Origin of the sequence: Kineococcus radiotolerans SRS30216 = ATCC BAA-149 (assembly GCF_000017305.1) — a bacterium.
GTDB classification, from domain to species: Bacteria; Actinomycetota; Actinomycetes; order Actinomycetales; family Kineococcaceae; genus Kineococcus; species Kineococcus radiotolerans.
Genome location: NC_009664.2, coordinates 1903315 through 1926435 on the forward strand (window position 1 = coordinate 1903315; position 23121 = coordinate 1926435).

The window sequence follows — 23121 nt, forward strand, 5'->3', positions numbered from 1 at the left end:
CCGCGCCGACGCGGGCGCGGCGGGCTGCCCGATGCACTCCGCATCCGATGCAGAGTGCATCGGGAGTGGCGTACCGTGGGAGCCGTGACCACCACCACCGAGCCGGCGCGCACCACCCGCCGCCGCGCCGAGACCCGCTCGCGCCTGCTCGCCGCGGCGCTGGAGGTGCTCGGCGAGCAGGGCCTGGCCCGCTCCAGCGTCGAGAGCGTCTGCGAGCGCGCCGGGTTCACCCGCGGCGCCTTCTACTCCAACTTCGCCACCATGGACGACGTCGTCGCCGCCCTCCACGAGACCCAGGCCGGGCACGTCATCGACCACGTCGAGCAGCGCCTGGCCGACGCCCCCTGGACCGACACCGCCGACGTCGCCGCGATCGTCGCCCACGTCCTCGACGTCCTGCCCGTGGACCGGCAGTGGCACACCGTCCGCACCGAGTTCACCGCCCAGGCCCTGCGCAACCCCGACGCCGCCCGCGCCGTCACCGCCCAGCGGGCCGCGCTGCGCCGCCGGCTGGCCCCGGTCCTGGAGGCCGCGCTGACCCGCGCCGGGCGCCGCCTCACCGTCCCCGCCGAGGAGCTCGCCCGCGCCGTCGTCACCGCCCAGGAGGGGCTGGTCACCCCCGCCCTGCTCGGCGACGTCCCCGCGGGGCCGGGCTTCGAGACCCGCGTCCTCACCGGCGTCCTCACCGCGTTCACCGAGGCCGCCCGGTGAGCGCCACCACCCCCGCCGGCACCGCCGCCGCGGTCACCGCCAACGCCGTCACCGCCCGGGGCCTGGAGCTGCGCGCCCGCGGGCGCACCGTGTTCAGCGGCGTCGACGTCGAGGCCCCCGTCGGGTCCACCGTCGTCGTCCGCGGCGCGGCGAGCACGGGCAAGACCTCGCTGCTGCTCACCCTGGCCGGGCGGATGAAGCCGACCGGGGGGCGGCTGCGGGTGCTGGGCGAGGAGCTGCCCGCCCGCGCCGGCGCCGTCCGCCGGGAGGTCGCCCTGGCCGAGGTGCGCGGGGTCAACGAGCTGGACGACGCCCTCACCGTCGAGCAGCACGTCGCCGAGCGCCTCGTCCTGCACCAGCCCTGGTACCGGCCCTGGGTGAGCGCGGACCAGGTCGACGAGCAGGTCGAGCGCGCCCAGCGCGCCCTCGACGTCACCGCCGGGACCGGCGTCGACGTCCCCGCGCTGCGCCCGCGGGAGTTCGTCAGCGACCTCGCCCCGCTGGAGCGGATGGCGCTGGGCGTCGTCCTGGCCCTCATCGGCCGTCCCCGCGTCCTCGTCGTCGACGACGTCGACGCCCTGCGCAGCGGCGAGGACCGGCGCCGGGCCTGGGAGGCGCTGGCCGCGCTGCAGCGCACCTCCTCCCGGCCCCTGACCGTCCTGGCCAGCTGCACGGACACCACCGACATCCGCTGGCACGCCGGCGACGACCGCATCCTCCTCGACCTCCAGGGAACCCCGTGAACCTCCCCCGCGCCACCCTGCCCGGCCTCGAGCTGGCCCGGTTCCGGCGGGCGGCGATCACCCGGCTCGCGCTGCTGGCCGTCGTCGTCGTCCCGCTGGTCTACGGCGGGCTGTACCTGTCGTCGAACTCCGACCCGCTGTCGCGGTTGTCGAACCTGCGCGCCGCCGTGGTGAACGCCGACGCCCCGGCGAGCGTGGACGGCGTGGACGGGCAGCCGCGCACGATCCACGCGGGGTCCGACCTCGTGGAGGAGCTCACCGGTCCCGACGCCGCCGCGGGCTTCAGCTGGGAGGCCGCCTCCGAGGCCGAGGCGGCCCGGGGGCTGCGCGAGGGGGACTACGCCGCCGTCCTGCGCATCCCGGCCGGTTTCTCGCGGGCGCTGGCCTCCACCGGCGGCGACGCCCCCGAGCGCGCCCAGCTCGACGTCACCACCGACGACGCCGAGAACTACATCGTCGGGCAGGTCGCCAACACCGTCGCCACCACGATCCGCACCGACGTCGCGGCCGGGGCGACGGCGGACTACCTGGAGAACGTCTACGTCGCCTTCGGCACGGTCCACGACTCCCTGGGCCGGGCCGCCGACGGCGCCGGTCAGCTCGCCGACGGCGCCCGGGCGGCCGACGACGGGGCGGACACCCTCGTCGTCGGCCTGGGCGACCTCGACGACGGCGCGGCCCGGCTCGTCGAGGGCACCGGGGCGCTGCGCTCGGGCGCGGACGAGCTCGCCGCCGGCACCGCCGAGCTCGCCACCGGCGCCGGCAGCGCCGCCACCGGCGCCGGGTCGCTGGCCACCGGCCTGGACCGGCTGCGGACCGCCACCGCGGACCTGCCGGAGCAGACCGCCCGGCTGTCCACCGGCGCCGGGGCCGTCGCCGAGGGTGCGGGCCGGGTCGCGCAGGGCGCCGACGCCGTGGCCGCCGCCGCCGACCGCCTCGCCCCCGCCCTGGAGGACGCTGGCCGGCTCGTCCCCGTCGTCGACCAGCTGCTGGCCCAGGCCCGCGCGCTGGCCGCCGCGAACCCCGACGACGAGACCCTCGCCACCGCCGTCACCACCCTGGAGGAGACCCGGCGCAGCCTCACCGACGGGTCCCTGGACCAGGTCGGGCAGGCCGTCACCACCCAGGTCGACGCCCTGGCCACCGGCGCTCGCGACCTGTCGCAGGGCGCGGACGCCGTCGCCGGCGGCGCCCGGCAGCTCGCCGCCTCCGCCCCGGCCCTGCAGCAGGGCGTGGCCGCGGCCGCCGACGGCGCCGACGCCCTGGCCGCGGGCACGCGGACCCTCGCCACCGGCTCGCGCTCCGCCGCCGACGGGGCCGCCTCGCTCGCCTCCGGCGCCGCGCAGGTCGACGACGGCGCCACGGCCCTGGTGGACGGCACCGCGCAGGCCCGTTCCGGCGCCCAGCAGCTCGCCGACGGCACCGCGCAGCTGGCCGACGGCGCCGGGACCCTGCGGACGCAGCTGCGCGAGGGCCAGGACGACGTCCCCGTCTACACCGGCGACGCCGCGAGCCGGCGCGCCGACGTCGTCGCCTCCCCCGTCACCGCCGAGCGCGTCCGGGAGCACGCCGTCGCCACGTACGGCGACGGCCTCGCGCCGCTGTTCGTGCCGGTCTCGCTGTGGGTCGGGGGGATGGTGACGTACATGGTGCTGCGGGCGGTGTCCCCGCGGGCGCTGGCCTCCACGGCCTCCTCGTACCGCGCCGCCGTCGCGGGCTGGGTGCCGGGCGCGCTGCTCGGCGTGGCCCAGGCCGTCGTGCTGCTGGGCGTCCTGCTGCTGGGCGTCGGCATCGCCTCGCCGAACCCGCTCGCCACGATCGCCTTCGCGGCGCTGGTCGCGGTGGTGTTCACCGCCGTCCACCAGTGCCTCAACGCCCTGCTCGGCGGGGCGGGACGGCTCGTGGCGCTGGTCCTGCTCGTCCTGCAGCTCACCTCCGCCGGGGGCACCTACCCCGTCGGCACCTCACCGGCGTTCTTCGAGGCCATCCACCCGTACCTGCCGATGACCTACGCCGCCGACGGGCTGCGCCACCTCGTCGCCGGGGCCGCGGCCGGGCCGGTGTGGGCCGACGCGGGCGTGCTCGCCGGGTTCGGCGTCCTGGCGCTGGCGGTGACGGTCCTGGCCTGCCACCGCCGCCGCACCTGGACGGTCTCGGAGCTGCACCCCAGCCTGTCGCTGTGAGGCCCGTCCCGCCGGGGACGGGCCGGGTCCCACCCCCGGCTCAGCCCCGCGGGGTGAGCTGCTTGGGCAGGCACACGTTGCCGCGCACCTCGGCGGGGACGTCGGCGAACATGCTGGCGCACCAGGTCCGCACGTCCTCGACGTCGGCGAAGGGCCCGGCGGCCAGGGTCACCCAGTACGGGTTGCCGCGGGCGTCGAGGAGCCCCTCGCCGAAGTCGGTGGTCTTGAGCACGAACACGTCCCCGCCGGCGGCGCCGGAGGCGATCTCGCGGCTCTGGGCGAGGATGTCGGCCGGGTAGAAGGTGCTGCTGCCGTTGGAGGCGGTCTGCACCGGGTCGGTCGTGCCGACGCTCTTGGCCGAGAGCTGCGCCACCCACTGCCCGCGCGGGGCGTGGGTCGCGAGACCGCTGCGGCGCAGGGCCTCCAGCTCGGCCGTGGCCTCGGCGTCGGCGGCGGCGGTGCCCCCGGAGGGCGAGGGCGGGGCGGACGCCCGCGCGACGGGGTCCCGGGGGGCGGTGGGTGTGGTGGCGGCCCGGTCCGCGGGGGCGGCCAGGGTGCGGGTGGCGAGCAGCCCGAGCATGGCCAGCAGCACGACCGCGAGCACGAGGGCGGTGACCTGCAACGCCCGCAGCCCCCGCGGTCCCGGTCGTGCCCCCGCCGGGCGGGGGGTCCGGACGAGGCGGGGGGTGTGGACCACGCGCGGGGCCGGGTCGGGGGCCGGCGGGGCGGGGGGACCGGGGGTCCTCGTCGCGGTGCCCGTGCCCGGGTCCGCGTCCGGGTGGAAGTCCTCCCACCACGGTGCACCCGGCACGACGACCTCCCGACGCTGCGGGTGCGACCTCCGCACCCGCTCCGACGCCGTCCCGGCGGCGTCCGGACCCGCCGACGCCGTCCGCGGGCGGGTTCCGCAGTGCCCCAGCATGCCCCCGGCACCCCGCGGACGGCGCGTCGAGCGCGCGTCGCGCGGGGGCCGGCGGGCGGGGGCGGGGCGCGGTCAGGCGCTGGCGAGGACCTGGGTCCAGAACTGCCCGGCGGCGCCGGGGCGCTCGGAGATGCCGACGAACCCGAGGCTGCAGTCGAGGATGTTGGCGCGGTGGCCGGGGCTGGCCAGCCAGGCGTCGACGACGTCGGCGGCGGCGTAGCCGAGGGCGATGTTCTCCGCCGTGCGCCGGGGCAGGACGCCCTGGGCGGCCAGGCGGGTGCGCGGGGAGCTGCCGTCGGCCCCGGTGTGGCTCATGAGCCCGGTGGCGGCCATCTCGTCGGTGTGCCGGTCGGCGGCGGCGGTCAGGGCGGGGGTCAGCAGCAGCGGGCCGCAGCCGGCGGCGGCGCGGGCGGCGTTGGTCTCGTCGAGGACCTGGAGGACCTGCAGGGCGTGGGGGTCGAGCGGGGGCGGCACGATCTCCGCGGCCGAGGCCGGGGCGGCCAGGACCACGGTGGCGGCGGCGGCGGCGGCCGCGGTGAGGGAGAGGGTGCGGAGGGGGCGCCGGGGGAGCGTCGTCATGGTCCGAACTCAACCAGTCGGCGCGCTCCCTGGGCGTCCCGTGTGAGATGAACCACACGGTGCGTGTTCTGCCGGATACTTTCTGTCAATATCCCGTGTTCACCTGGGACGCACCGGCGCTGACGACGGTTCCCCCGTCGCCCCGGTGCACCACCACCCGCCCCTTGCCCGCGCGCTTGGCCTCGTACATCGCCTCGTCGGCGTCGCGCACGACCTGCTCGACGCGCACCGGGGTCGCCGGGTCCCCCGGGCACCAACGGGCCCCGATGCTCGCGCCCACGACCGCGTCGTGACCCCGCACCCGCAGCGGCGCCGCGAGCGCGTCCAGGATCCGCTGCCCGATCACCACCAGGTCCGCCTCCGCCGACGCCCCCGCGCACACCACGGCGAACTCGTCCCCGCCCAGCCGCGCGACGGTGTCGCCCGGGCGCACGCAGCCGGACAGCAGCCGCGCGACCTGCACGAGCAGCTCGTCGCCGGCCTGGTGGCCGGCGGTGTCGTTGACCGCCTTGAAGCCGTCGAGGTCCACGTACAGGACCCCCACCCCCTCCGGCCCCCGCGAGGAGGCCGCGACCGCGTGCTCCAGCCGGTCCAGGAACAGGGTCCGGTTCGCCAGCCCCGTCAGCGCGTCGTGCAGCGCGCGGTGGTGCAGCTCCGCCTGCACGGCCCGGCGCTCGGTGACGTCCTCGACCAGGCACAGCAGCAGCGGGTCCGCGCCCTGCAGCTGCACCAGCGCCGCGGAGACCTCCGCGTCCAGCACGCGCCCGTCGGCCGCGGCCAGGCGGACCTCGACGGTCTGCTCCGCCACCGCCCCCGCGAGGACGTCGGCGAACAGCTCGCCCACCTCGGGCCGCTCCCCGTCCGCGACGAGGTCGGCGAAACCGCCCGCCAGCAGCTCCTCCTCCGCGCGGGCGGTGAAGCGGGCCAGCGCCCGGTTCACCCGCAGCAACCGGCCCGCGTCCGGGCCGGCCACCGCGACCAGCGCGATCCCCACCGGGGCGGTGTCCACGGCCACCCGCAGCAGCGCCTCGGAGTTCTCCAGCTCGGAGACGTCGGTGGCCATGCCGATGAGGCCGACCAGCCGGCCCTCCCCGTCGTGCATCGGCGAGGTGGTCAGGCTGACGGGCAGGGTGCTGCCGTCCTTGCGCACGTACGTCATCCGGCTCGTGGAGGGCCCGAGCTCGGCGGCCCGGCGGAAGACGTCGCGCACGTCGACGTCGAGCGCGGCGGCGGTCTCGCGCAGCTGGGCGGGGTCGTGGAGCAGCGCGCCGTCGAGGCCCAGCACCTCCGCCGCGCTCCAGCCCAGCATCCGCTCGGCGCCCTCGTTGAAGACGTTGACGGTGCCGGCGGTGTCCACGGCGATGATCGCGTGCTCCGTCGCGGCGGTCAGCACGCTGGAGAGCAGGTCGTGGGCGCGGGCGACCTCCTCGGCGGCGGCGCGCACCTCGGAGACGTCGTGGAAGGCGGCGACGGCCCCTCCGCTCCACACGGCCCCGTCCGCGCGGGGCAGCGGGTGGGCGCTGACGCTGAGCAGGACCCCGCCGGGGTGGCTGGGCGAGAGGAGCAGGAGGTCCTCCTGCTCGACGTCCTCCCCCGCCAGCGCCCGCACCACGGGCAGCTCCCCGTCGGCGAAGGGGCTGCCGTCGGGGCGGCGGAAGTCCAGCCGGGTGCGCCAGTCGGACCGGGCGGTGGGGCCGTGCCCGCCCAGCAGCCGCTCGGCGGCGGGGTTGCGCAGCAGGGAGTCGCCGCGGGCGTCGAAGACGCACACCGCGTCGGAGATCGAGCCGAAGACCGCCCCGAGCAGGTCCGCCTGACGGGCCGCCTCGGCGTGCGCGGCGGCGGCGCGGGCGGCCTGGTCGACGCCCTCGTCGCGGTAGAGCGCGAGGACGAGGGTGATGAAGCCCAGGGTCCCGATGAAGGCCTCCGCGCACACGGCCTGCAGGTCCGGCGACAGGTCGTGCCACGGCCCGCCGCCGGACCAGGTGGCGAGGACGACGACCGCGGCCACCACCCCGACGTGAGCGGTGGCCAGCGTCGTGGTGCGCCGCAGCGCGACCCACACGGCGACGAGCAGGACGAGGAAGGTGATGGCGTGCCCGGCGTAGACCCAGAAGACCAGCAGGTAGACGGCGGCGAAGGCCACCGCCTGGGCCACCCGCTCCAGGAGGGGCGCGGACCGCCCCGGCGCGTCGGGCCGCCGCTCGCCGGTGCGCAGCACGACGGCCAGCAGCACGAACGTCGAGACGCTGGTGCGCAGCGTCCACTGCAGCAGCGCCAGCCCCGCGTCGACGTCGGCGAGGACGAAGGCGGCCCCGGCGAGCGGCGCGGAGACGACGGCCCCCGCGACCGAGGACAGGGCCAGGCTGCGCAGGTGGGCGACGGTGGCCAGCCGGAAGCCCTCCGGCTGCAGGAAGCGGTGGGTCCAGGCCCCGGCGAGGGCCTGCACGGCCGCCGACAGCGCCAGCGCGGTGGCCTCCCCCACCGGCATCCCGGTGAGCAGCCGCAGCACCACGGTGGCGGCGACGAGCAGCAGCGCGTCGAGCAGGCGGGCCGCGCGCCCGGGGGACCCGGCCAGCCACAGCAGCCCCACGGCCGAGGCGGGCCAGAAGATCGCGAGGTGGGCGCCGTCGGCCTGGGCGCTGCGCCCCACGAGGGTGGCGAGGACGAAGACGACGAGGAGGACGCACCGGCGGCGCCAGGGGCCGGCCAGCCACGTCGGTTCCCCGGCCGCGAGGACCAGGCGCTCGCCCACGCTCACCGCACCTCCGCCCCGCGACCCCGGCGCCCCGGCCGGAGCACCTCACCCGTCATCGACCGGGCGGGGCGGCGCCTTGAGCCGTCCGGGGGCCTGCGGGACGCCGTGGAGCGGTCGCCGCCCGGACGGGCGGCGACCGCTCGGGGTCAGCCCCTGGAGCTGAAGGCCGCGTCGAAGGCCGCGGCCGGGGGCTGGAACAGCTCACCGAGGCCGCGGATGAACCGCAGCGCGTCGGGGGCCCCGCGCAGGCGGTCCACGCCGGCGTCCTCCCACTCCACGCTGGTCGGGCCGGTGTAGCCGATGTTGTTCAGCTCGCGGAAGATCAGCTCCCACGGCACGTCGCCGTGCCCGACGGAGGTGAAGTCCCAGCCGCGGCGGGAGTCCGCCCACGGCAGGTGCGAGCCGAGGCGGCCGGCGCGGCCGTCGAGCTGCTTGCGGGAGTCCTTGCAGTGCACGTGGTAGATCCGGTCGGCGAAGTCGCGCAGGAAGCCGATCGGGTCGAGGTCCTGCCAGACGAAGTGCGACGGGTCGAAGTTCAGCCCGAACGCCTCGCGGTGGCCGATGGCCTCCATGGCGCGCTTCGTCGTCCAGTAGTCGTAGGCGATCTCGGAGGGGTGGACCTCGTGGGCGAACCTCACCCCGACCTCGTCGAAGACGTCGAGGATCGGGTTCCACCGGTCGGCGAAGTCCTGGTACCCGGCCTCGACCATGGAGTCGGGGGTGGGGGGGAACATCGCGACGGTGTGCCAGATCGAGGAGCCGGTGAAGCCGGTGACGGTCTTCACGCCCAGGCGCGCGGCGGTGCGGGCGGCGTCCTTCACGTACTCGGCGGCGCGCTGCCGGACGCCCTCGGGGTCGCCGTCGCCCCACACCTGCTCGGACACGATGTCCTGGTGGCGGGCGTCGATGAGGTCGCAGACGGCCTGACCGGTCAGGTGCGCGGAGATCGTCCACACCTGCAGGCCGTGCTTCTCCAGCGTCGCCTTCTTCTCGGCGATGTAGTCGTCGTCGCGCGCGCCGCGGGTGGCGTCGAGGTGGTCGCCCCAGGTGGCGATCTCGAGGCCGTCGTAGCCCCACTCGGAGGCGAGGCGGCAGACCTCCTCGAAGGGCAGGTCGGCCCACTGGCCGGTGAAGAGCGTCACCGGGCGGGGAGTCGTGGCCATCGGTTCTCTCCTCAGATCGTGGTGTAGGCGGAGTCGTTCTCGGCGCTGCGCTGCACGGCGTCCAGCACCTGCTGGACCTGCAGGCCGTCGGCGAAGCTCGGGCTGGGGTCGCGCTCGTCGGCGATCGCGCCCAGGAACTCCTGCAGCTCGTGGACGAAGGGGTGGTCGTAGCCCAGCCCGTGCCCGGCCGGCCACCAGTTCGACACCCCGGGGTGCTCGGGCTCGGTGGCGAGGATGCGGCGGAAACCGTTCTCCGCGTCGGGCAGGGTGCCGTCGAAGAAGTGCAGCTCGTTCATGGACTCGAAGTCGAACGCGATCGACCCCTTGGACCCGTTGACCTCGATGCGCATCCCGTTCTTGCGGCCCAGCGCCATCCGGCTCGCCTCGAAGGTCATCAGCGCGCCGCCGTCGCCGCGGCCGAAGAACACCGCCGCGTCGTCGACGGTGACCTCGCCGCGCTCGGTGGAGGCCTCCGCACCCAGGCCTGTGTTGGAGCCGGTGCGGGCGGCCTCCAGCGGGCGGGTCTTGACGAAGGTCTCGACGGTGCCGGACACCCCCAGCAGGCGCTGGCCGGTGATGAACTGCGCGGCGTCGATGATGTGGGAGCCGATGTCGCCCAGCGCGCCGGCGCCGGAGCGGTCCTTCTGCAGCCGCCAGGTCAGCGGGAACTCGGGGTCGACGATCCAGTCCTGCAGGTACACCGCGCGGACCTGGCGGACCTCGCCCAGGCGCCCGGCCTCGACGAGCTGGCGGGCCAGGCCGATCGCGGGGACCTGGCGGTAGTTGAAGGCCACCATGGAGCGGACGCCCTTCGCGGCGGCGGCCTGCGCGGCGGCGGTCATCCGCTGCGCCTCCTCGACCGTCTTGGCCAGCGGCTTCTCGCAGATGACGTGCTTGCCGGCCTCGAGGGCGGCGATGGCGATCTCGGCGTGGGAGTCGCCGGGGGTGAGGACGTCCACGACGTGGACGTCGTCGCGGGCGATCACCTCGCGCCAGTCCGCGACGCCCTCGTCCCAGCCGAACTGGGTGGCGGCGGCCTGCGCGCGGCCCAGGTCGCGCCCGGCCAGCACCAGGCGCCTGGTGCGGAAGCGCGGGGTGCCGACGTGGTCGACGCTGCGCCAGGCGTGGGAGTGGACCGCGCCCATGAAGGAGTGGCCGATGACGGCGACCCCGAGCTCAGGCAGTTCGTTCGGTGCAGCGGACATGCGGGGTGTTCCTCCGGGGCGTCGTCGGCTCGTTGTGCTGCGGATCGTACTAACCGGTCCCGGGTGGGGGAACAGCCCACCCCGCCCCTCCCCCGCCCTCCCCGCCGCGGTCGCGCCGTGGTCGTCGAGGACCACGGCGGGGACCGCGGCGGGGGACCGCGGCGGGGGGTGGGGTCAGCGGGTCAGGGCCTCGCGCACCGAGGGCCAGCCCTTCAGCGCGGCCGCGACGTCGTCGCGTTGCTCCTCGGCCAGCGCCTGCTCGTGGGCGCGCTGGAGCACGTCGTCGACCAGGACCCGGGCCCCGGTCGCGGCCGACTCCACGGCGGCCTCGACCATGGCCAGGCTGAGGACGTTGTCGTGGACCTCCCCGGAGAACGGGCGCCCCTCCTGCAGGAAGGCGGTGAACGCCGCGAGGGAACCCGCGATCCCCTCGCCGGGGTCGACGGCGTCGGCGGGGACGCCCCCGGCGTCGAGCACGGGGGCGTCGTCGCCGTTCCACACCGCGGAGCCGTCCGCCCCGGACAGCCGCCAGGCGCCGTTCCACGACGTCTCCGCGCCCGGCGCGCACCAGCTCCCGACGAAGGAGTACCGGGCCCCCGAGGACATCTCGAAGACCGCCGACGCGGAGGCGTCGCCGCCGTACCAGGACCACGACGGGTTCCAGGACTCGCAGTAGACCGACACCGGTTCGGCGTCGAGCAGGTAGCGCGCGAGGTCGAACTGGTGGATCGCCATGTCCACCAGCAGCGGCTGGGCCATCTCCTCGCGGAACCCGCCGAAGCGCGGGGCCTTGAAGAACTCCGTGGACAGCGACCCCAGGTCCCCCAGCACCGCGGCCTGGGCGCGGAACTGCTCGACGTGGACGTTGTAGCGGCGCGACTGGGAGACGAGGAACGGCTGCCCGGTCACCTCCGAGGCCGCCGCCAGCGACAGCCCCTGGGCGACGGTGGAGGCCACCGGCTTCTCCCCCAGCACGGGGAACCCGGCGAACAGCGCGGCGGTCGTCACCGGGTGGTGGGCCTGGGGGACGGTGACGTTGACGATCGCCTGCGCGCCCGTCCGCACCGCGACCTCGACGGCGTCGCGGCCGGTCGCGACGTGCGGCACCCCGGCCGCGACCAGCGCCGCCTCGGCCGCGGCGAGGTCGAGGTCGACGACCCCGGCCAGCTCGACGGCCGGGTCGGCGAGGATCGTCGCCAGCCACGCCTTGCCCATGCCCCCGGCGCCGACGAGGACGACGCGCAGCGGCCCGCTCGTGCCCGCGGTCACTGCTGCTTCTCCGGGTCGAGGGCCCCCTGGTAGCCGTGGCCGTTGTAGAAGTCCTCGGTGTCGTAGCGCAGCAGCACCGGCTCGGTCCGTTCCGGGCGGACGGTGACGGCCCACTGGACGGCGTTGGAGACGACCCTGCGGACGCCCTCGTGGAAGTACGTGGGGTACTCCTGGTCGCCGGGGCGGAAGTAGAAGATCTTCCCGAATCCCCGCTTGAAGGTGATGCCGGAGCGGAACACCTCCCCGCCGGTGAAGGAGGAGATGAAGACGATCTCGTCCGGGGCGGGGATGTCGAAGAACTCCCCGTACATCTCGTCCTCGTCGATGATCATCGGGTGCGGGATCCCCTGCGCGATGGGGTGCGTCGGGTCCACCGTCCACACCAGCTCGCGGTCGTGCTCGGCGCGCCAGCGCAGGGTGCACGAGGTGCCCATGAGCTTCTGGAACACCTTCGACCAGTGCCCGGAGTGCAGGACGATGAGGCCCATCCCGGCCAGGACGTGGCGGTGGACGCGCTCGACGACCTCGTCGGAGACGTCGCCGTGGGCGGCGTGGCCCCACCAGGTGAGGACGTCGGTCTCGCGCAGGACCTCCTCGGTCAGGCCGTGCTCGGGGTCGTCGAGGGTCGCGGTGCGGACGACGACGCCCTCGCCGAGGTTGGCCTCGATCCCCTCGGCGATGGCGCCGTGCATCCCGTTCGGGTAGCGCTCCGCCACCCCGGGCTCGAGCTGCTCGTGGCGGTTCTCGCCCCACACGGTCACGCGGATCGGGTTGGTCATGCTCAGGACTCCTAGGACTTGACGGCTCCGCCCGTGACCCCGGCGGCGACGTAGCGCTGGGCCAGGACGAGCAGGGCGATGGCGGGCAGGGAGGACAGTACGGCGGTCGCCATGATCGGGGACCAGTCGCTGACGAAGCTCCCCACGTAGGTGTACAGGCCGAGGGTGATGGGGCGCAGGTCCGCGGTCGTCGTCAGCGTCAGGGCGAAGAGGAAGTCGCCCCAGGCGAAGAGGAACGTGAACAGGCCCGCGGTGATGAGGGCGTTGCGGCTCATGGGCAGCACGATGGAGAAGAACGCCCGGACGGGCCCGGCGCCGTCCACGTAGGCGGCCTCGACGACCGAGGCGGGGATGGAGCCCATGAAGGCCCGCATGAGGATGATGGAGAACGGGATGCCGGCCGCGGAGTCGGCGAGGATCAGCCCGCCCATCGTGTTGAGCAGCCCGAGGTCGGTGTAGGCGCTGTAGAGCGCGTTGGCGACGACGATGCCCGGCACCATCTGGGTGACGAGGATCCCGAAGAGGATCACCGTCGCCCACCGCCCGAACTTGAAGTGGGCCATGGCGTAGGCCGCGGGCGTCGCGATGACCAGGCTGAACACGACCGACCCGAGGCTGATGAGCAGCGACGTGACGAGGTTGCGGCCCTGCTCGGAGATGGCCGTGGTGTAGCCGCGCAGCGTGAGGTCGAAGGGCAGCCACGGCGTCGCGACGGCGTTCCCGGCCGGCTGGAGGGACACGTTGACCATCCAGTACAGCGGGAACAGCATGAAGGCCACGATGAGGACGCCGATGACCGTGTGGACGGGCCGGCGGGGTTCCTTCCCCGCGGGCCGGACCTCCGCCGCGCGGGTCGGGGTGGGGACCACCGCGCTCACTCGTCCACCGCCTTCCGGTTGAGCCGCAGGTAGACCACGGCGAAGACCAGGGAGATCACGATCAGGATGTTGCCCAGCGCCGCCCCGGCGCCGAAGTCGAACTGGCGGAACGAGGTGTCGTAGGAGAACGTCGCGATGGTCTGCGTCGAGTTCGCCGGGCCGCCGTTGGTGAGCCCGAGGATCACGTCGAGGACCTTGAGGGTGTAGACGACGCCGAGCACGAGGACGACCGTCACGACCGGGCGCAGCAGCGGCCAGGTGATGTGGCGGAACGCCCGCCACCCCGTCGCCCCGTCCAGGGCGCCGGCCTCGTAGAGCTCCTCGGGGATCTCCTGCAGGCCGCCGTAGAGGATCGTCATGTTGAAGGGGATGCCCAGCCAGATGTTGACCCCGATGACGGCGACCAGGGCCAGCGACGTCGACGTGAGCCAGTTCGGGCTGAGGTCGAGGCCGGGGACGGCGGAGAGGATCCGGTTGAGGGCGCCGTTGTCGGCGTCCAGGATCCACCGCCACACGGCGGTCCCGGCGATCATGGGGATGAGCCACGGCAGCAGGATCAGCGAGCGCAGCACGCCCGAGAGCGCGAACCGCTTGTGGAAGAACAGCGCGATCGCCAGGCCGAGGACGAACTGGCCCAGGATGGAGCCGGCCGTGAACAGCACCGTGTTCCAGACCGACCGGGAGAAGATCGCGTCACCGACGACGTTGCGGTAGTTCTCCAGCCCCACCCACGGGGCCTCACCGGTGAAGAACGTCTTGGTCGTGTACTCCTGGAACCCCATGACGACGTTCTTGACGACGGGGTAGCCGAAGAACAGGAGCAGGTAGACCACGGCCGGGACGATGAACGCGATCTGCACGAGGCGCGTCGACAGCGTGCGCGGGCTCCCCTTCCCCGCCGGTGCGGGCACCGACGGGGAGGAGTTCGCGCGCCGGGGGGCGGCGAGGTCAGCCATTCTGCGCCTGCGCGAGGGCTTCCTCGGGGGTCATGCCCCCGACGAGCGCGTTCTGGACGGCCGTGTAGATCTTCGTCGCGGCGTCCGGCCACTCCGGCCCGAGCTCACCGGTGCGGGCGCGCAGGTCCGGGACCTGGGAGGCGAAGGCCTCCAGGTTCGGGTTCTGCGCGACGACCTGGCTCGCGAGCTCCGGCTTGGTGGGGACGGTCCCGGTGCCGACGGAGATCGTCACCTCGTTCTCGTCGGAGTTGAGGCACTGGACGAGCTCGGCGGCCTTCTTCTGCTTCTCCTCGTCGCCGGTCTGCGGGATCGCCCACGCCTCGCCGCCGAAGGGCGAGACGACGGTGCCGCCGGCGGTGGGCGCGGGGATCGGCACGATCCCGTACTCCAGGCCCTCGACGGCGTCGAGGGTGCCGAAGTTCCACGGGCCGTTGATCATCATGGCGGCGTTGCCGGCGGCGAACTGGTCGGCGACGTCGGCCTGGGACCAGGTGACGGTGGACTGCGACAGCGAGCCCTGGTCCAGCAGGTCCTTGACGAGCTGGAGCGCGGCCGCGGTCTCGGGGGTGTTGATGTCCTTCTCGTTCCCGCCGTTGGACCACATGAAGGGCAGGAACTGCCAGGTGCCCTCGTAGGTGTTGATGTTGGACATCGCGAACCCGTACTGGTCGCCGGCGGTGAGCGCGGCGGCCGTGGTCTTGAGCTCGTCCCAGGTGGTGGGCGGGGTGAGGCCGGCGGCCTGGAAGATCTTCTCGTTGTAGAACAGCGCGATGGTGTTGGTGACCGGCTGCAGGGCGTAGAGCTTCCCCTCGTAGGTGGAGGCGCTGAGCACGCCCTCGGCCACGCCGGAGGAGTCGACGCCCAGGTCGTCGAGGGGGGCCAGCGCCCCGGACGCGGCGATCTGCTGGACGTCGGGGTTGTCGAGCATGAGGACGTCGGGCAGCGTCTTGGAGGAGCTCTGCTGGAGCACCTTCTGGATGAGGGTCTCGCCCGGGACGGCCTCGCGGTCGATCTTCATGCCGATGTCGGCGCCGCAGTCCTCGATCGCGGCCTTCCACAGCGAGGCGTTGGGGTCGGAGTTGTAGTAGTCCAGGACCCGCAGCGTGTCGGAGGCCGAGCTCGCCGAGCCCCCTCCACCACCGCCGCCGCAGGCCCCGAGCACCAGCGGCAGGGCCGCCAGGGCGGCGATGGCGCGGGCACGTCCCACGGATCCACGTCGAGCCATGTCGTTCCTCTCTGCGCTCACGGTCGTGAGCAGTTCGTCGTCGATGCGTATCGACGATGGGTACGGGCCACCCGGGCGGGCGGGCCGTGAGGGGGGTCAGTGCGCGGAACGCACGGACCGTCGTCGGACCAGGGTGGCCGGCACCAGGCGGATCTCGCCCGGTGCGGCCGGATCGTCGAGCAGCTCGAACAGCCACTCGACCGCGCGCCGGGACACGTCCCGGGGCTGGGTGGAGACGTTGGTGACCGGGACCGCCTGCCCCTGCGCCTCGCCGTCGGTGCACAGCGCCACCACGTCGACGTCGCGCCCGGGCCGGGTGCCCCGCCCGAGCAGCGCGCTCACGATCTCCGGGACGCCGTCGGTCAGCACCAGCCCCGGCCGCACGGGACCGGAGAGCACCTCCTCCAGCGTCACCCCGAGGGCCACCGGGTCGCGGGGAGCCTCGACCCACCGCAGCGGGAGCCCGACGGCGCTCGCCGCGGCCTGCGCCGCCCGCCGGAACCGCGGGACGTAGTTCACCCCGCGGGCCACCACCTCCGGGCTCCACCCCAGCACCACGACCTCCGGGGCCCCGGCGGCGGCGAGTTCCCCGACCAGCAGCTCCGCGCCCCGGCCGAAGTCGAAGTCGATGCAGCGCAGGGTGTTGCCCGGCAGCAGAGCCTCGTCGGGGTAGCCGATGAACAGGCTGGGCTGGGCCAGCCCGCGCGAGACCTCGGCCCGGTCGTCCTCAGCCTTGACCTCCATGACGACCATGGCGTCGCACAGCGCGCGCCCCGCCACCCGGCGCAGGCTGCTCTCGCCCTCGGCGGCGGTGACGAGCAGGACGTCGTAGTCCCGGCGCCGGGCCTGGGTGGCGATCTCGTCGATGAAGGCCATGATCCCGCCGACCCCGAAGTTCGAGAGGACCGGGTGGACGATGGCGATGATGTTCGTGCGCTGGCCGGCCAGGGCCCGGGCCCCGGCGTGCGGCTGGTAGAGCAGCTGCTCCATGGCGTCCTCGACCAGGCGGCGGGTCTTCTCCGAGATGGGGCGCTTGCCGCTCATCACGTACGACACGGTGCTCTGGGAGACGCCGGCGACCTTCGCCACGTCCTTGCTCGTCGGGACCCGGGCCACGTCGCCCCCTCCTCACCACCGTCGGACGAACGTCGACGTCCTCGTCGATGCGCTTCGTCGATGCGTATCGGAAACTAGCCCACCGCACCGCCCGGGGCAAGCACCTGCGCGGGACTGCGCCGTCCGGGGACCCGGCCTCAAGCTGGGGGGACGCCCCGTCGATGCCCCGGGGGTCCCACCCCGACGCAGGGAGTCCTCGTGCCCAGACCCGCTCGTCCCGTCGCCGTCTCCCTCGCGCTGCTCGCCCTGGTCCTGGGGCCCGGCTCCGCGGCCCGCGCCGTGGAGGCCCCTCCCGCGGACGGGACCGGTGTCGTCGTCGACGCCCTGCGCTGGGTGGACGGGGAACCGCAACTGGAGACCCGCACGGCCACCGACGCCCGCTCCGCCGGGCGGGTGGTGCGGGAGCTGGAGGCCGACCCCGACGTGACCTCCGCCCAGGTGCGCACGACCTACCGCCTGGACCCCGTCGGCGCCGGGACGCTGCCCGAGCGCACCCTGCTGGCCAGCGACCCGTACCTGTCGTACGCGTACCACCTGGACTCCGTCCACGCCTACCCGGCGTGGACGACGACGAGGGGTGCCGGCCTCACCGTCGCCGTCCTCGACTCCGGCGTCGACGCGACCCAGCCCGACCTCACCGACCGCGTCCGCGACGGCGGGAACTTCGCCGAGGGCACCGACATCGGCGAGCACGGCACCGAGGTCGCCACCGTCGTCGCCGGGGCGTACCGCAACGCCCACGGCGCAGCCGGAGTCGCCCCCGAGGTGGAGATCCTCGCCGTGCGGGTCTGCACCCCGCTCGGCTGCCCCAGCAACGCCGTCGTCGAGGGCATCGCCGCCGCCGTCGACGCCGGCGCCGACGTGCTGAACCTGTCCCTGGGCGGGGAGACCTACAACCGCACGACCGCCGCAGCGGTCGCCTACGCCATCGGGAAGGGCGTGGTCGTGGTGGCCTCGGCCGGGAACTCCGGGGACCAGGGCAACCCGCTGGAGTACCCCGCCTCCTACCCCGGCGTCGTCTCCGTCTCGGCCTCCGCCCGCGACGGGAGCGCCGCGCCCTGGGCCCAGCACAACGACCTCGTCGACCTCAGCGCCCCCGGGGAGGCCATCCCCGCCGGCGAGCCCGGCAGCGCCGGCCGGTACCCCTACGTCCCGGTCTCCGGCACGTCGTTCTCGGCGCCGCAGGTCGCCGCCGCGGCGGCCCTGGTGCGCGCGGTGGCCCCGCGGGCCACCGTCGCCGAGGTCGAGGCCGTGCTGCGCTCCACCACCACCCCGCAGTCCTGGGGCCCCGGCTACGGCACGGGCATGCTCGACGTCGCCGCCGCCGTCGCGAAGGCCCGGACCACCGCCGCGGCGACGGCACCCGCGCCGACCACGACGCCCGCACCCGCACCCACCACGACCACGCCCGCCCCGGCCGTCACCGTCACCCGCGGCGCGCGCAGCGCCCGCCCGGTCCCCGTCGTCCGGCCCTGACCCGCGCCGCCTTGAAGGCGGCGTCTCAGACGGCGATGTCGACGCAGAACAGCGGGCGGGGGTCCTGCAGCAGCGCCGGCGGCCTGACGTCGGCGCGGGCGGCCCGCCCGCCCCAGCGCACCCGGCGCCGGTGGCGGGCCGAGACGCCCTTGCGGGCGTCGAACTCGTACTCGCCGACGACCTCGCCCAGCAGCAGCGCCTGCTCGCCCTCGATGGGCAGCGCCACCTCCGTCCCGGGCGCCAGCTCGTGGACGAAGGTGTCCAGCACCCGCAGCGCCTTGCCGGGCCGCTTGCCGGGCGAGACCTCCTTCAGCAGCTCCCGCAGCGACGTGCCCTCCGCCGCGCCGCGGACGTCGACGTCGATGCCGGAGTCCACCCCGAGCCCGACGACCCCGTCGGCGAGGAACTCCCCCGCGGTCGCCGGCCCGGCCGGGCGCACCACCCACACCAGCCGCCCCGCCGAGCGCACCGGCGGCTCCAGCGACGGCGGGTCGGGCCACACGTAGTCCAGGTCGTCGGGTTCGGCGTCCCCGAACAGCGGCCGGTAGGTGGCGGGGTCCTTGCGCAGCAGCGCCGAGCGGTGGCTGCGGTGCACCGCCTCGTCGCCCAGCCACGGCGGCATCAGGTCCGCGAGCTCGGCCTGCGCGCGCCCCACCACCTCGGGCGCGAACTCCGCGATGAGGCGCCGGGTCGAGTCCGCCCGCCCCGTCGTCGTCCAGGCGTCGACGACGGCGAGGCCGTAGGCCACCAGCGCCGGGGTGCACCCGCGCCACATCCGGACCGCGGGGTGGTTCACCCAGCCGTAGTCGGGCAGCTCCAGCGCCCGCAGCACCTGCAGGGTCTCCACCCGCTGCTTGCCCAGCCGCGGCCCGTCGAGGACGGCTGCGGAGCGGGCGAAGTCGGGGTACGGGAGGAACGTCTGCACGGACCCACCGTGGCGCGGGGGGCACGCCCCCGCACCTCGGGTCAGTACCCGCGCTCGGGGTCGACCAGCCCCAGCAGCTCCTCGCCCGCGGCGAAGCGGCGGACGTTCTCGGCGACCCGCTCGGCCAGCGCGGCCACCTGCAGCGGGGTCGGGTTGGTGGAGTGCGGGGTGATGATGCAGCGCGGCTCGCTCCACAGCGGGTGCCCGTCGGGCAGCGGCTCGGGGTCGGTCACGTCGAGGGCGGCCCCGGCGATGGTGCCCTCGGCGAGGGCGCTCACGAGGGCGTCGGTGTCGACGAGGGAGCCGCGGGCGATGTTGACCAGCCAGCCCTGCGGGCCGATCGCCGCGAGCTGCTCGGCCCCGACCAGCGCCTTCGTCTGCGCGGTGGCGGGCGCGGCGAGCACGACGTGGTCGGCGGCGGCGAAGACCTCCCCGACGCGGTCGGCGGGCAGGGTGCGCGCGGCCCCCTCCACGGGCAGGCCGCGGCGGGTGACGGCGAGGACCTCCGCGCCCAGGGCGACGAAGGCGGGGATCATCGCCGAGCCGATCCCGCCGGCGCCCACGACCGCGATCGTGGAGCCCCGCAGGCTCGTCTGCGCCGCGTCGAGGATGGCGTGGTCCCAGGTCGTGAGGCGCGCGGCGCGCCCGATGCCGCGGACCCCGGCCAGCAGCAGCGCCACGGCCCCCTCGGCGACGGCGTGCGAGTAGGCCCCCGTCGCCGAGGTCCAGGTGCGCGAGGAGTCCACGACCCCGGACTCGACCCAGGCCTCGATGCCGGCGGAGGGCAGCTGCACCCAGCGCACGGCCGCGGGCAGCTCGGGCAGGTCGCCGTGCCCGCCGCTGACCACCACGGCCTCGGCCTCGGCCAGCGCGACGACCCGCCCCCCGCCGCGCTCCACGGCCTCGACCAGCTGCGGGTTCTCCTGCGGTCCGACGAAGACGGCGGGGGTGGTGGGCATCGGGCTGCTCCTGGCGGGTCGGCGCGGGCGGTCGCGCCAACCCTAGGGTCCGGCTAGCGGCCCAGCAGCTTGGCCCACAGCCGGGCGAGGAAGCCCTTCGCGGGCGGCGCGACCGGTGCATCCTCGACGGGCGCGGGGGCGGCGACCGGCGCGGGGGCCGCGACGGGCGCCGCGACGGGGGCGGGGACCGGCGCCGGGACGGGGGCGGGGACCGGGGCGGGGGCCGGTGCCGCGACGGGTGCCGCGACGGGCTCCTCGTGCCCGCGGCCGGGGGCGGTCAGGGTGCCCCGCAGCTCCTGGTCGGGGGTGTAGCCGCTCTCCCCGAGGATGGAGGCGGCGTAGAGCAGGGCGGACGCCTGCACGGGCGCGACGGTCTGCGCGCCGCGGACCGCGGTGTCCGGGTTCTCGTCGATCGTGGACATGCGGGTGTCTCCCCGGGGTGGCGGGCGGTCGCCCCGACGGTGACCGCGTGCTCGGGGCATCGACCCGCGGGCCGCGGCGCTGGAGCCGGGGGACCGGGGACCACCCGGACGGACGCGCCGCGGCCCCCGTCATCCTTCCCCGATGGACACCTCGGCGCTCAGCCACGCCTTCACCATCGCCCTGCCCGCCTGGGTCGACGACGAGCTCGCCGACGTGCCGGCCGTGCTGCGGACCCGGGAGGAGCGGATGGCCCTGGTCCACCGCCTCGCCGGCCGCAACTTCCGCGAGGGCAACGGCGGCCCCTTCGCCGCCGTCGTCGCCGACAGCGGTTCCGGCGAGATCGTCTCGGTGGGCGTGAACGTCGTCCTCTCCACCGGCATCTCCTCCGGCCACGCCGAGGTCGCGGCCCTCGGCCTGGCCCAGGTCCGCACCGGCTCCTGGGACCTCGGCGCCGACGGCGCCCGCCGCGAGCTCGTCGTGAACTGGCGCCCGTGCGCCCAGTGCTACGGCGCGACGCTGTGGTCGGGGGTGCGCACCCTGGTCGTCGCCGGGTCCGGTCCCGAGCTGGAGGAGATCACCGGTTTCGACGAGGGTCCCGTCCGCGAGGACTGGGCCGCGCAGTTCGAGGCCCGCGGCATCGCCGTGGTCTCCGACGTCCTGCGCGAGGAGGCCCTGGCGGTCTACCGCGACTACGCCGCCCACGTCGCCGCCACCGGCGCGACCGTCTACAACGCCCGCACCGACTGACCGCGCCCCGCCGGGCGGTCCTCAGGCCCCGGGGCCGGTGGCCGATGGGGGGAGGTGCGCGCACCCGAGTCGGAGGAGCTGCGCCCCGGCGACTTCGTGAAGGTGCGGGGCACGGCGAACCCCGCCCACCACGGCGGGAAGGCCGTCGTCGTGGCCGTGCACCGCTCGGCGGGACCGCCGTGGCGGGTCGTGGCCGTCGACGTCCGCTACTCCGCGCGCGGGCACGCCCTGCGCGTGGACCTGGCCGAGGCGGGCGAGCTCGCCCGGTGGGACACCCCCTGGCAGGCCGAGCACACCGTCGAGGACGCCCCGCACGAGTTCCTCAGCCCCGGGGTGGCCGACGCCGCCCGGCCGCTGCCGCGCCGGGGGGTCGCCGCCGCCGTCCTCGCCGTCGTGGCCGTCGTCGCGGTCCTGGGCGTGTGGGAGGCCCGGCGCCCCGTCGCGCCGAACCCGGTGCTCGTGCAGCGCGCCCTGCAGGAGGGCGTCCGCGGCACCGGCACCCCCGGCGCGGGGACGCCGACGCCGTCGGCCACGGCGACGACCCGCCGGGCCGCCTCGGCCACCGTCGTCGCCTGGGCCGCGGGCCCGGTGCCCGTCGTCTCGGGCGTCGACGGCGAGGTCCGGACGCCGCTGGCGGGGATCGTGCCCGCCGAGGGCTGCCGCGACGCCTACGTGCGGGACCTGCTGTCGCACCTGCCGATCGGGCAGGGCGTCGACGTCTCCGGGGCCGGCTGGTACCGCACCGACGACGGGCTGGACGTCAACGCGGAACTGGTCCGGACCGGGGTCGCGGTCCCCGACCCGGCCACGGCCGGGACCGGCGCGAGCGACGCGGAGAACCTCAGGACGGTCCAGGACCTCGCCGCGGACGCGCCGTCCGGCTGCCGCTGACCTCCACCAGCGCCGCCTCGACGAGGTCGCCGACGACGGCGGGCGAGTAGTGCCGCTCGACGTGGGCCCGGGCCCGCGCGGCGAGCTCCCCGCGCAGGTCCAGACCGCGCAGCACCGCGGCGGCGAGGTCGCCGGGCGCGGTGGACGCCGCGACGGTGCGGGGGTCCAGGGAACCGGCGACCTCGGGGTTCGCCCCGACGGGGGTCGCGACGACGGGGACGCCGCTGGCGAACGCCTCGACGGTGACGATGCCGAAGCCCTCCATCTCCAGGGTGGGCAGCACGAACAGGTCCGCCGCCCGGTACAGCTCCGGCAGGTCCTCCTCGGCGACGAAGCCGGGGAACACGACGGCGTCGGCGACGCCGAGCTCCGCGGCGCGCCGGCGCAGGTCGTCGGCGAGGTAGCCGGTGCCGCCGACGACGAGCTGGAGCCCGGGGTGCGCGGCCCGCAGCGCGGGCACGGCGGCGAGGAGGTTCTCCAGGCCCATGCGCCGGACGAGGCGGCGCACGGTGAGCAGCACCGGGGACCCGGTCAGCCCGAACCTCTCCCGGGCCGGGCCGGCGGGGCCGGGGGCGAACCGGGGCAGGTCCACGGCGAGGGGGACGACGTCGACCCGGCCCCGGGCGCCGGGGTGCACCTGCTGCAGCAGCCCCCGGACGTACCCGCTGGTGGCGAGGGTCCGCGCGCAGCCGTCGACGGCGGCGAGCTCGGCGCGGCGGGTCAGGTCGGCGACGACCCCGGACGCGGCGCGCGCGAACGGGTACTTCCCGCCCGCGGCGTCCAGGCGCACCTCCAGCGAGGACGGGGCGTGGAAGCGGAACACGGCGCGCTCCCCCAGCCCGGCCCGGACGGCGGCCAGGGCGTGGAAGGTGGAGTGGACGTAGACGGCGTCGAAGCCCTCGCGCGCGTCGAGGGCGCGCAGCCAGGCCGGGACCTGGAGGGTCGTCGTCAGGGGGTGGGCGTAGTAGGCGCGGCTGCCGCGCGCGGGGGCGGGGTGGCGCAGCAGCCGGTAGTGCCCGCGGTCCTCCGCGAGGGGCTGCGCGCGGTCGTGGCGGCGGACGAGGACGGTGACGCGGTGACCGCGGCGGGCGAGCTCGTCGACCTCGACGAGGACGGAGGAGGCCACGCCGCCCCGGTGCTCCGGCGGCACCCCGTCGGTGATCACGAGCAGGCGCACGGGGGCAGCCTGCCAGACGCGGCCCGCCGCGCCGCGTCC

The 23121-nt window shown here is 75.7% G+C and carries 21 protein-coding genes; 6 read left to right on the forward strand and 15 right to left on the reverse strand.

Translation table 11 applies throughout. The features are described 5' to 3' along the window. Positions 1 to 84: 84 nt before the first annotated feature. Genes KRAD_RS09160 through KRAD_RS09170 form a run of 3 tightly spaced genes read left to right on the forward strand, consistent with a single transcriptional unit; the run spans position 85 to position 3637 of the window. Positions 85 to 711 (forward strand): TetR/AcrR family transcriptional regulator, encoded by a 627-nt coding sequence (locus tag KRAD_RS09160; RefSeq protein ID WP_041291990.1) that lies wholly within the window; start codon positions 85 to 87, stop codon positions 709 to 711. Further along, complete coding sequence (locus KRAD_RS09165; protein WP_012085286.1) at positions 708 to 1454, forward strand: ATP-binding cassette domain-containing protein; 747 nt, start codon at positions 708 to 710, stop codon at positions 1452 to 1454. Before KRAD_RS09160 ends, KRAD_RS09165 begins: the two co-directional genes overlap by 4 nt. Then, on the forward strand, positions 1451 to 3637 hold the full coding sequence (locus tag KRAD_RS09170) for a YhgE/Pip domain-containing protein (protein WP_012085287.1): 2187 nt from the start codon (positions 1451 to 1453) through the stop codon (positions 3635 to 3637). The genes KRAD_RS09165 and KRAD_RS09170 overlap by 4 nt, the downstream gene beginning before the upstream one ends. A gap of 40 nt (positions 3638 to 3677) precedes the next feature. On the opposite strand, the gene KRAD_RS09175 is transcribed toward KRAD_RS09170, so the two are convergent. The 11 genes from KRAD_RS09175 to KRAD_RS09225 form a co-directional block, all read right to left on the reverse strand. Then, positions 3678 to 4448 carry a hypothetical protein gene (locus KRAD_RS09175; RefSeq protein WP_012085288.1) on the reverse strand — a complete coding sequence of 257 codons (771 nt, stop codon included), beginning with the start codon at positions 4446 to 4448 and terminating at the stop codon, positions 3678 to 3680. Positions 4449 to 4631: 183 nt separating this feature from the next. Further along, on the reverse strand, positions 4632 to 5138 hold the full coding sequence (locus KRAD_RS09180) for a CAP domain-containing protein (RefSeq protein ID WP_012085289.1): 507 nt from the start codon (positions 5136 to 5138) through the stop codon (positions 4632 to 4634). Between the two features lie 85 nt (positions 5139 to 5223). After that, complete coding sequence (locus KRAD_RS24160) at positions 5224 to 7890, reverse strand: diguanylate cyclase domain-containing protein (protein ID WP_012085290.1); 2667 nt, start codon at positions 7888 to 7890, stop codon at positions 5224 to 5226. A 149-nt stretch (positions 7891 to 8039) separates the two neighbouring features. Beyond that, positions 8040 to 9056: a sugar phosphate isomerase/epimerase family protein gene (locus KRAD_RS09190; protein ID WP_012085291.1), complete on the reverse strand. Its 1017-nt coding sequence runs from the start codon at positions 9054 to 9056 to the stop codon at positions 8040 to 8042. 11 nt (positions 9057 to 9067) lie between these two features. Next, complete coding sequence (locus tag KRAD_RS09195) at positions 9068 to 10261, reverse strand: Gfo/Idh/MocA family protein (protein WP_012085292.1); 1194 nt, start codon at positions 10259 to 10261, stop codon at positions 9068 to 9070. A gap of 174 nt (positions 10262 to 10435) precedes the next feature. After that, entirely contained in the window at positions 10436 to 11530 is a 1095-nt protein-coding gene (locus tag KRAD_RS09200; protein WP_012085293.1) for a Gfo/Idh/MocA family protein, read from the reverse strand. Then, on the reverse strand, positions 11527 to 12309 hold the full coding sequence (locus KRAD_RS09205) for a ThuA domain-containing protein (RefSeq protein WP_012085294.1): 783 nt from the start codon (positions 12307 to 12309) through the stop codon (positions 11527 to 11529). Before KRAD_RS09205 ends, KRAD_RS09200 begins: the two co-directional genes overlap by 4 nt. 11 nt (positions 12310 to 12320) lie before the next feature. After that, a complete protein-coding gene (locus KRAD_RS09210; protein ID WP_012085295.1) occupies positions 12321 to 13187 on the reverse strand; it encodes a carbohydrate ABC transporter permease in 867 nt (288 codons plus the stop codon). Then, positions 13184 to 14143 carry a carbohydrate ABC transporter permease gene (locus tag KRAD_RS09215; RefSeq protein ID WP_083782013.1) on the reverse strand — a complete coding sequence of 320 codons (960 nt, stop codon included), beginning with the start codon at positions 14141 to 14143 and terminating at the stop codon, positions 13184 to 13186. The genes KRAD_RS09210 and KRAD_RS09215 overlap by 4 nt, the downstream gene beginning before the upstream one ends. Further along, complete coding sequence (locus tag KRAD_RS09220; RefSeq protein WP_012085297.1) at positions 14136 to 15368, reverse strand: sugar ABC transporter substrate-binding protein; 1233 nt, start codon at positions 15366 to 15368, stop codon at positions 14136 to 14138. The genes KRAD_RS09215 and KRAD_RS09220 overlap by 8 nt, the downstream gene beginning before the upstream one ends. Positions 15369 to 15464: 96 nt before the next feature. Then, positions 15465 to 16484 carry a LacI family DNA-binding transcriptional regulator gene (locus tag KRAD_RS09225; protein ID WP_012085298.1) on the reverse strand — a complete coding sequence of 340 codons (1020 nt, stop codon included), beginning with the start codon at positions 16482 to 16484 and terminating at the stop codon, positions 15465 to 15467. 198 nt (positions 16485 to 16682) lie between these two features. Between KRAD_RS09225 and KRAD_RS09230 the strand changes: the two genes are divergently transcribed. After that, entirely contained in the window at positions 16683 to 17960 is a 1278-nt protein-coding gene (locus tag KRAD_RS09230; protein ID WP_012085299.1) for a S8 family serine peptidase, read from the forward strand. A gap of 25 nt (positions 17961 to 17985) precedes the next feature. On the opposite strand, the gene KRAD_RS09235 is transcribed toward KRAD_RS09230, so the two are convergent. From KRAD_RS09235 to KRAD_RS09245, 3 genes are read right to left on the reverse strand one after another with little or no spacing between them, the layout of a single operon-like run. Continuing rightward, positions 17986 to 18885 carry an MSMEG_6728 family protein gene (locus KRAD_RS09235; protein WP_012085300.1) on the reverse strand — a complete coding sequence of 300 codons (900 nt, stop codon included), beginning with the start codon at positions 18883 to 18885 and terminating at the stop codon, positions 17986 to 17988. 41 nt (positions 18886 to 18926) lie between these two features. After that, positions 18927 to 19844 (reverse strand): D-isomer specific 2-hydroxyacid dehydrogenase family protein, encoded by a 918-nt coding sequence (locus tag KRAD_RS09240; protein WP_012085301.1) that lies wholly within the window; start codon positions 19842 to 19844, stop codon positions 18927 to 18929. Positions 19845 to 19897: 53 nt separating this feature from the next. Next, the gene (locus KRAD_RS09245; RefSeq protein WP_012085302.1) at positions 19898 to 20266 is read right to left on the reverse strand and encodes a hypothetical protein; all 369 of its coding nucleotides are present in this window, start codon (positions 20264 to 20266) and stop codon (positions 19898 to 19900) included. A 142-nt stretch (positions 20267 to 20408) separates the two neighbouring features. Here KRAD_RS09245 and KRAD_RS09250 point away from each other — a divergent pair, with 142 nt between their 5' ends. Beyond that, on the forward strand, positions 20409 to 21014 hold the full coding sequence (locus KRAD_RS09250; RefSeq protein ID WP_012085303.1) for a nucleoside deaminase: 606 nt from the start codon (positions 20409 to 20411) through the stop codon (positions 21012 to 21014). Between the two features lie 54 nt (positions 21015 to 21068). Continuing rightward, complete coding sequence (locus KRAD_RS09255) at positions 21069 to 21905, forward strand: hypothetical protein (RefSeq protein WP_012085304.1); 837 nt, start codon at positions 21069 to 21071, stop codon at positions 21903 to 21905. Here KRAD_RS09255 and KRAD_RS25050 read toward each other — a convergent pair. Then, the gene (locus KRAD_RS25050; protein ID WP_162145137.1) at positions 21856 to 23082 is read right to left on the reverse strand and encodes a glycosyltransferase family 4 protein; all 1227 of its coding nucleotides are present in this window, start codon (positions 23080 to 23082) and stop codon (positions 21856 to 21858) included. The two genes, KRAD_RS09255 and KRAD_RS25050, sit on opposite strands and share 50 nt — an antisense overlap. Between the last annotated feature and the right edge of the window lie 39 nt (positions 23083 to 23121).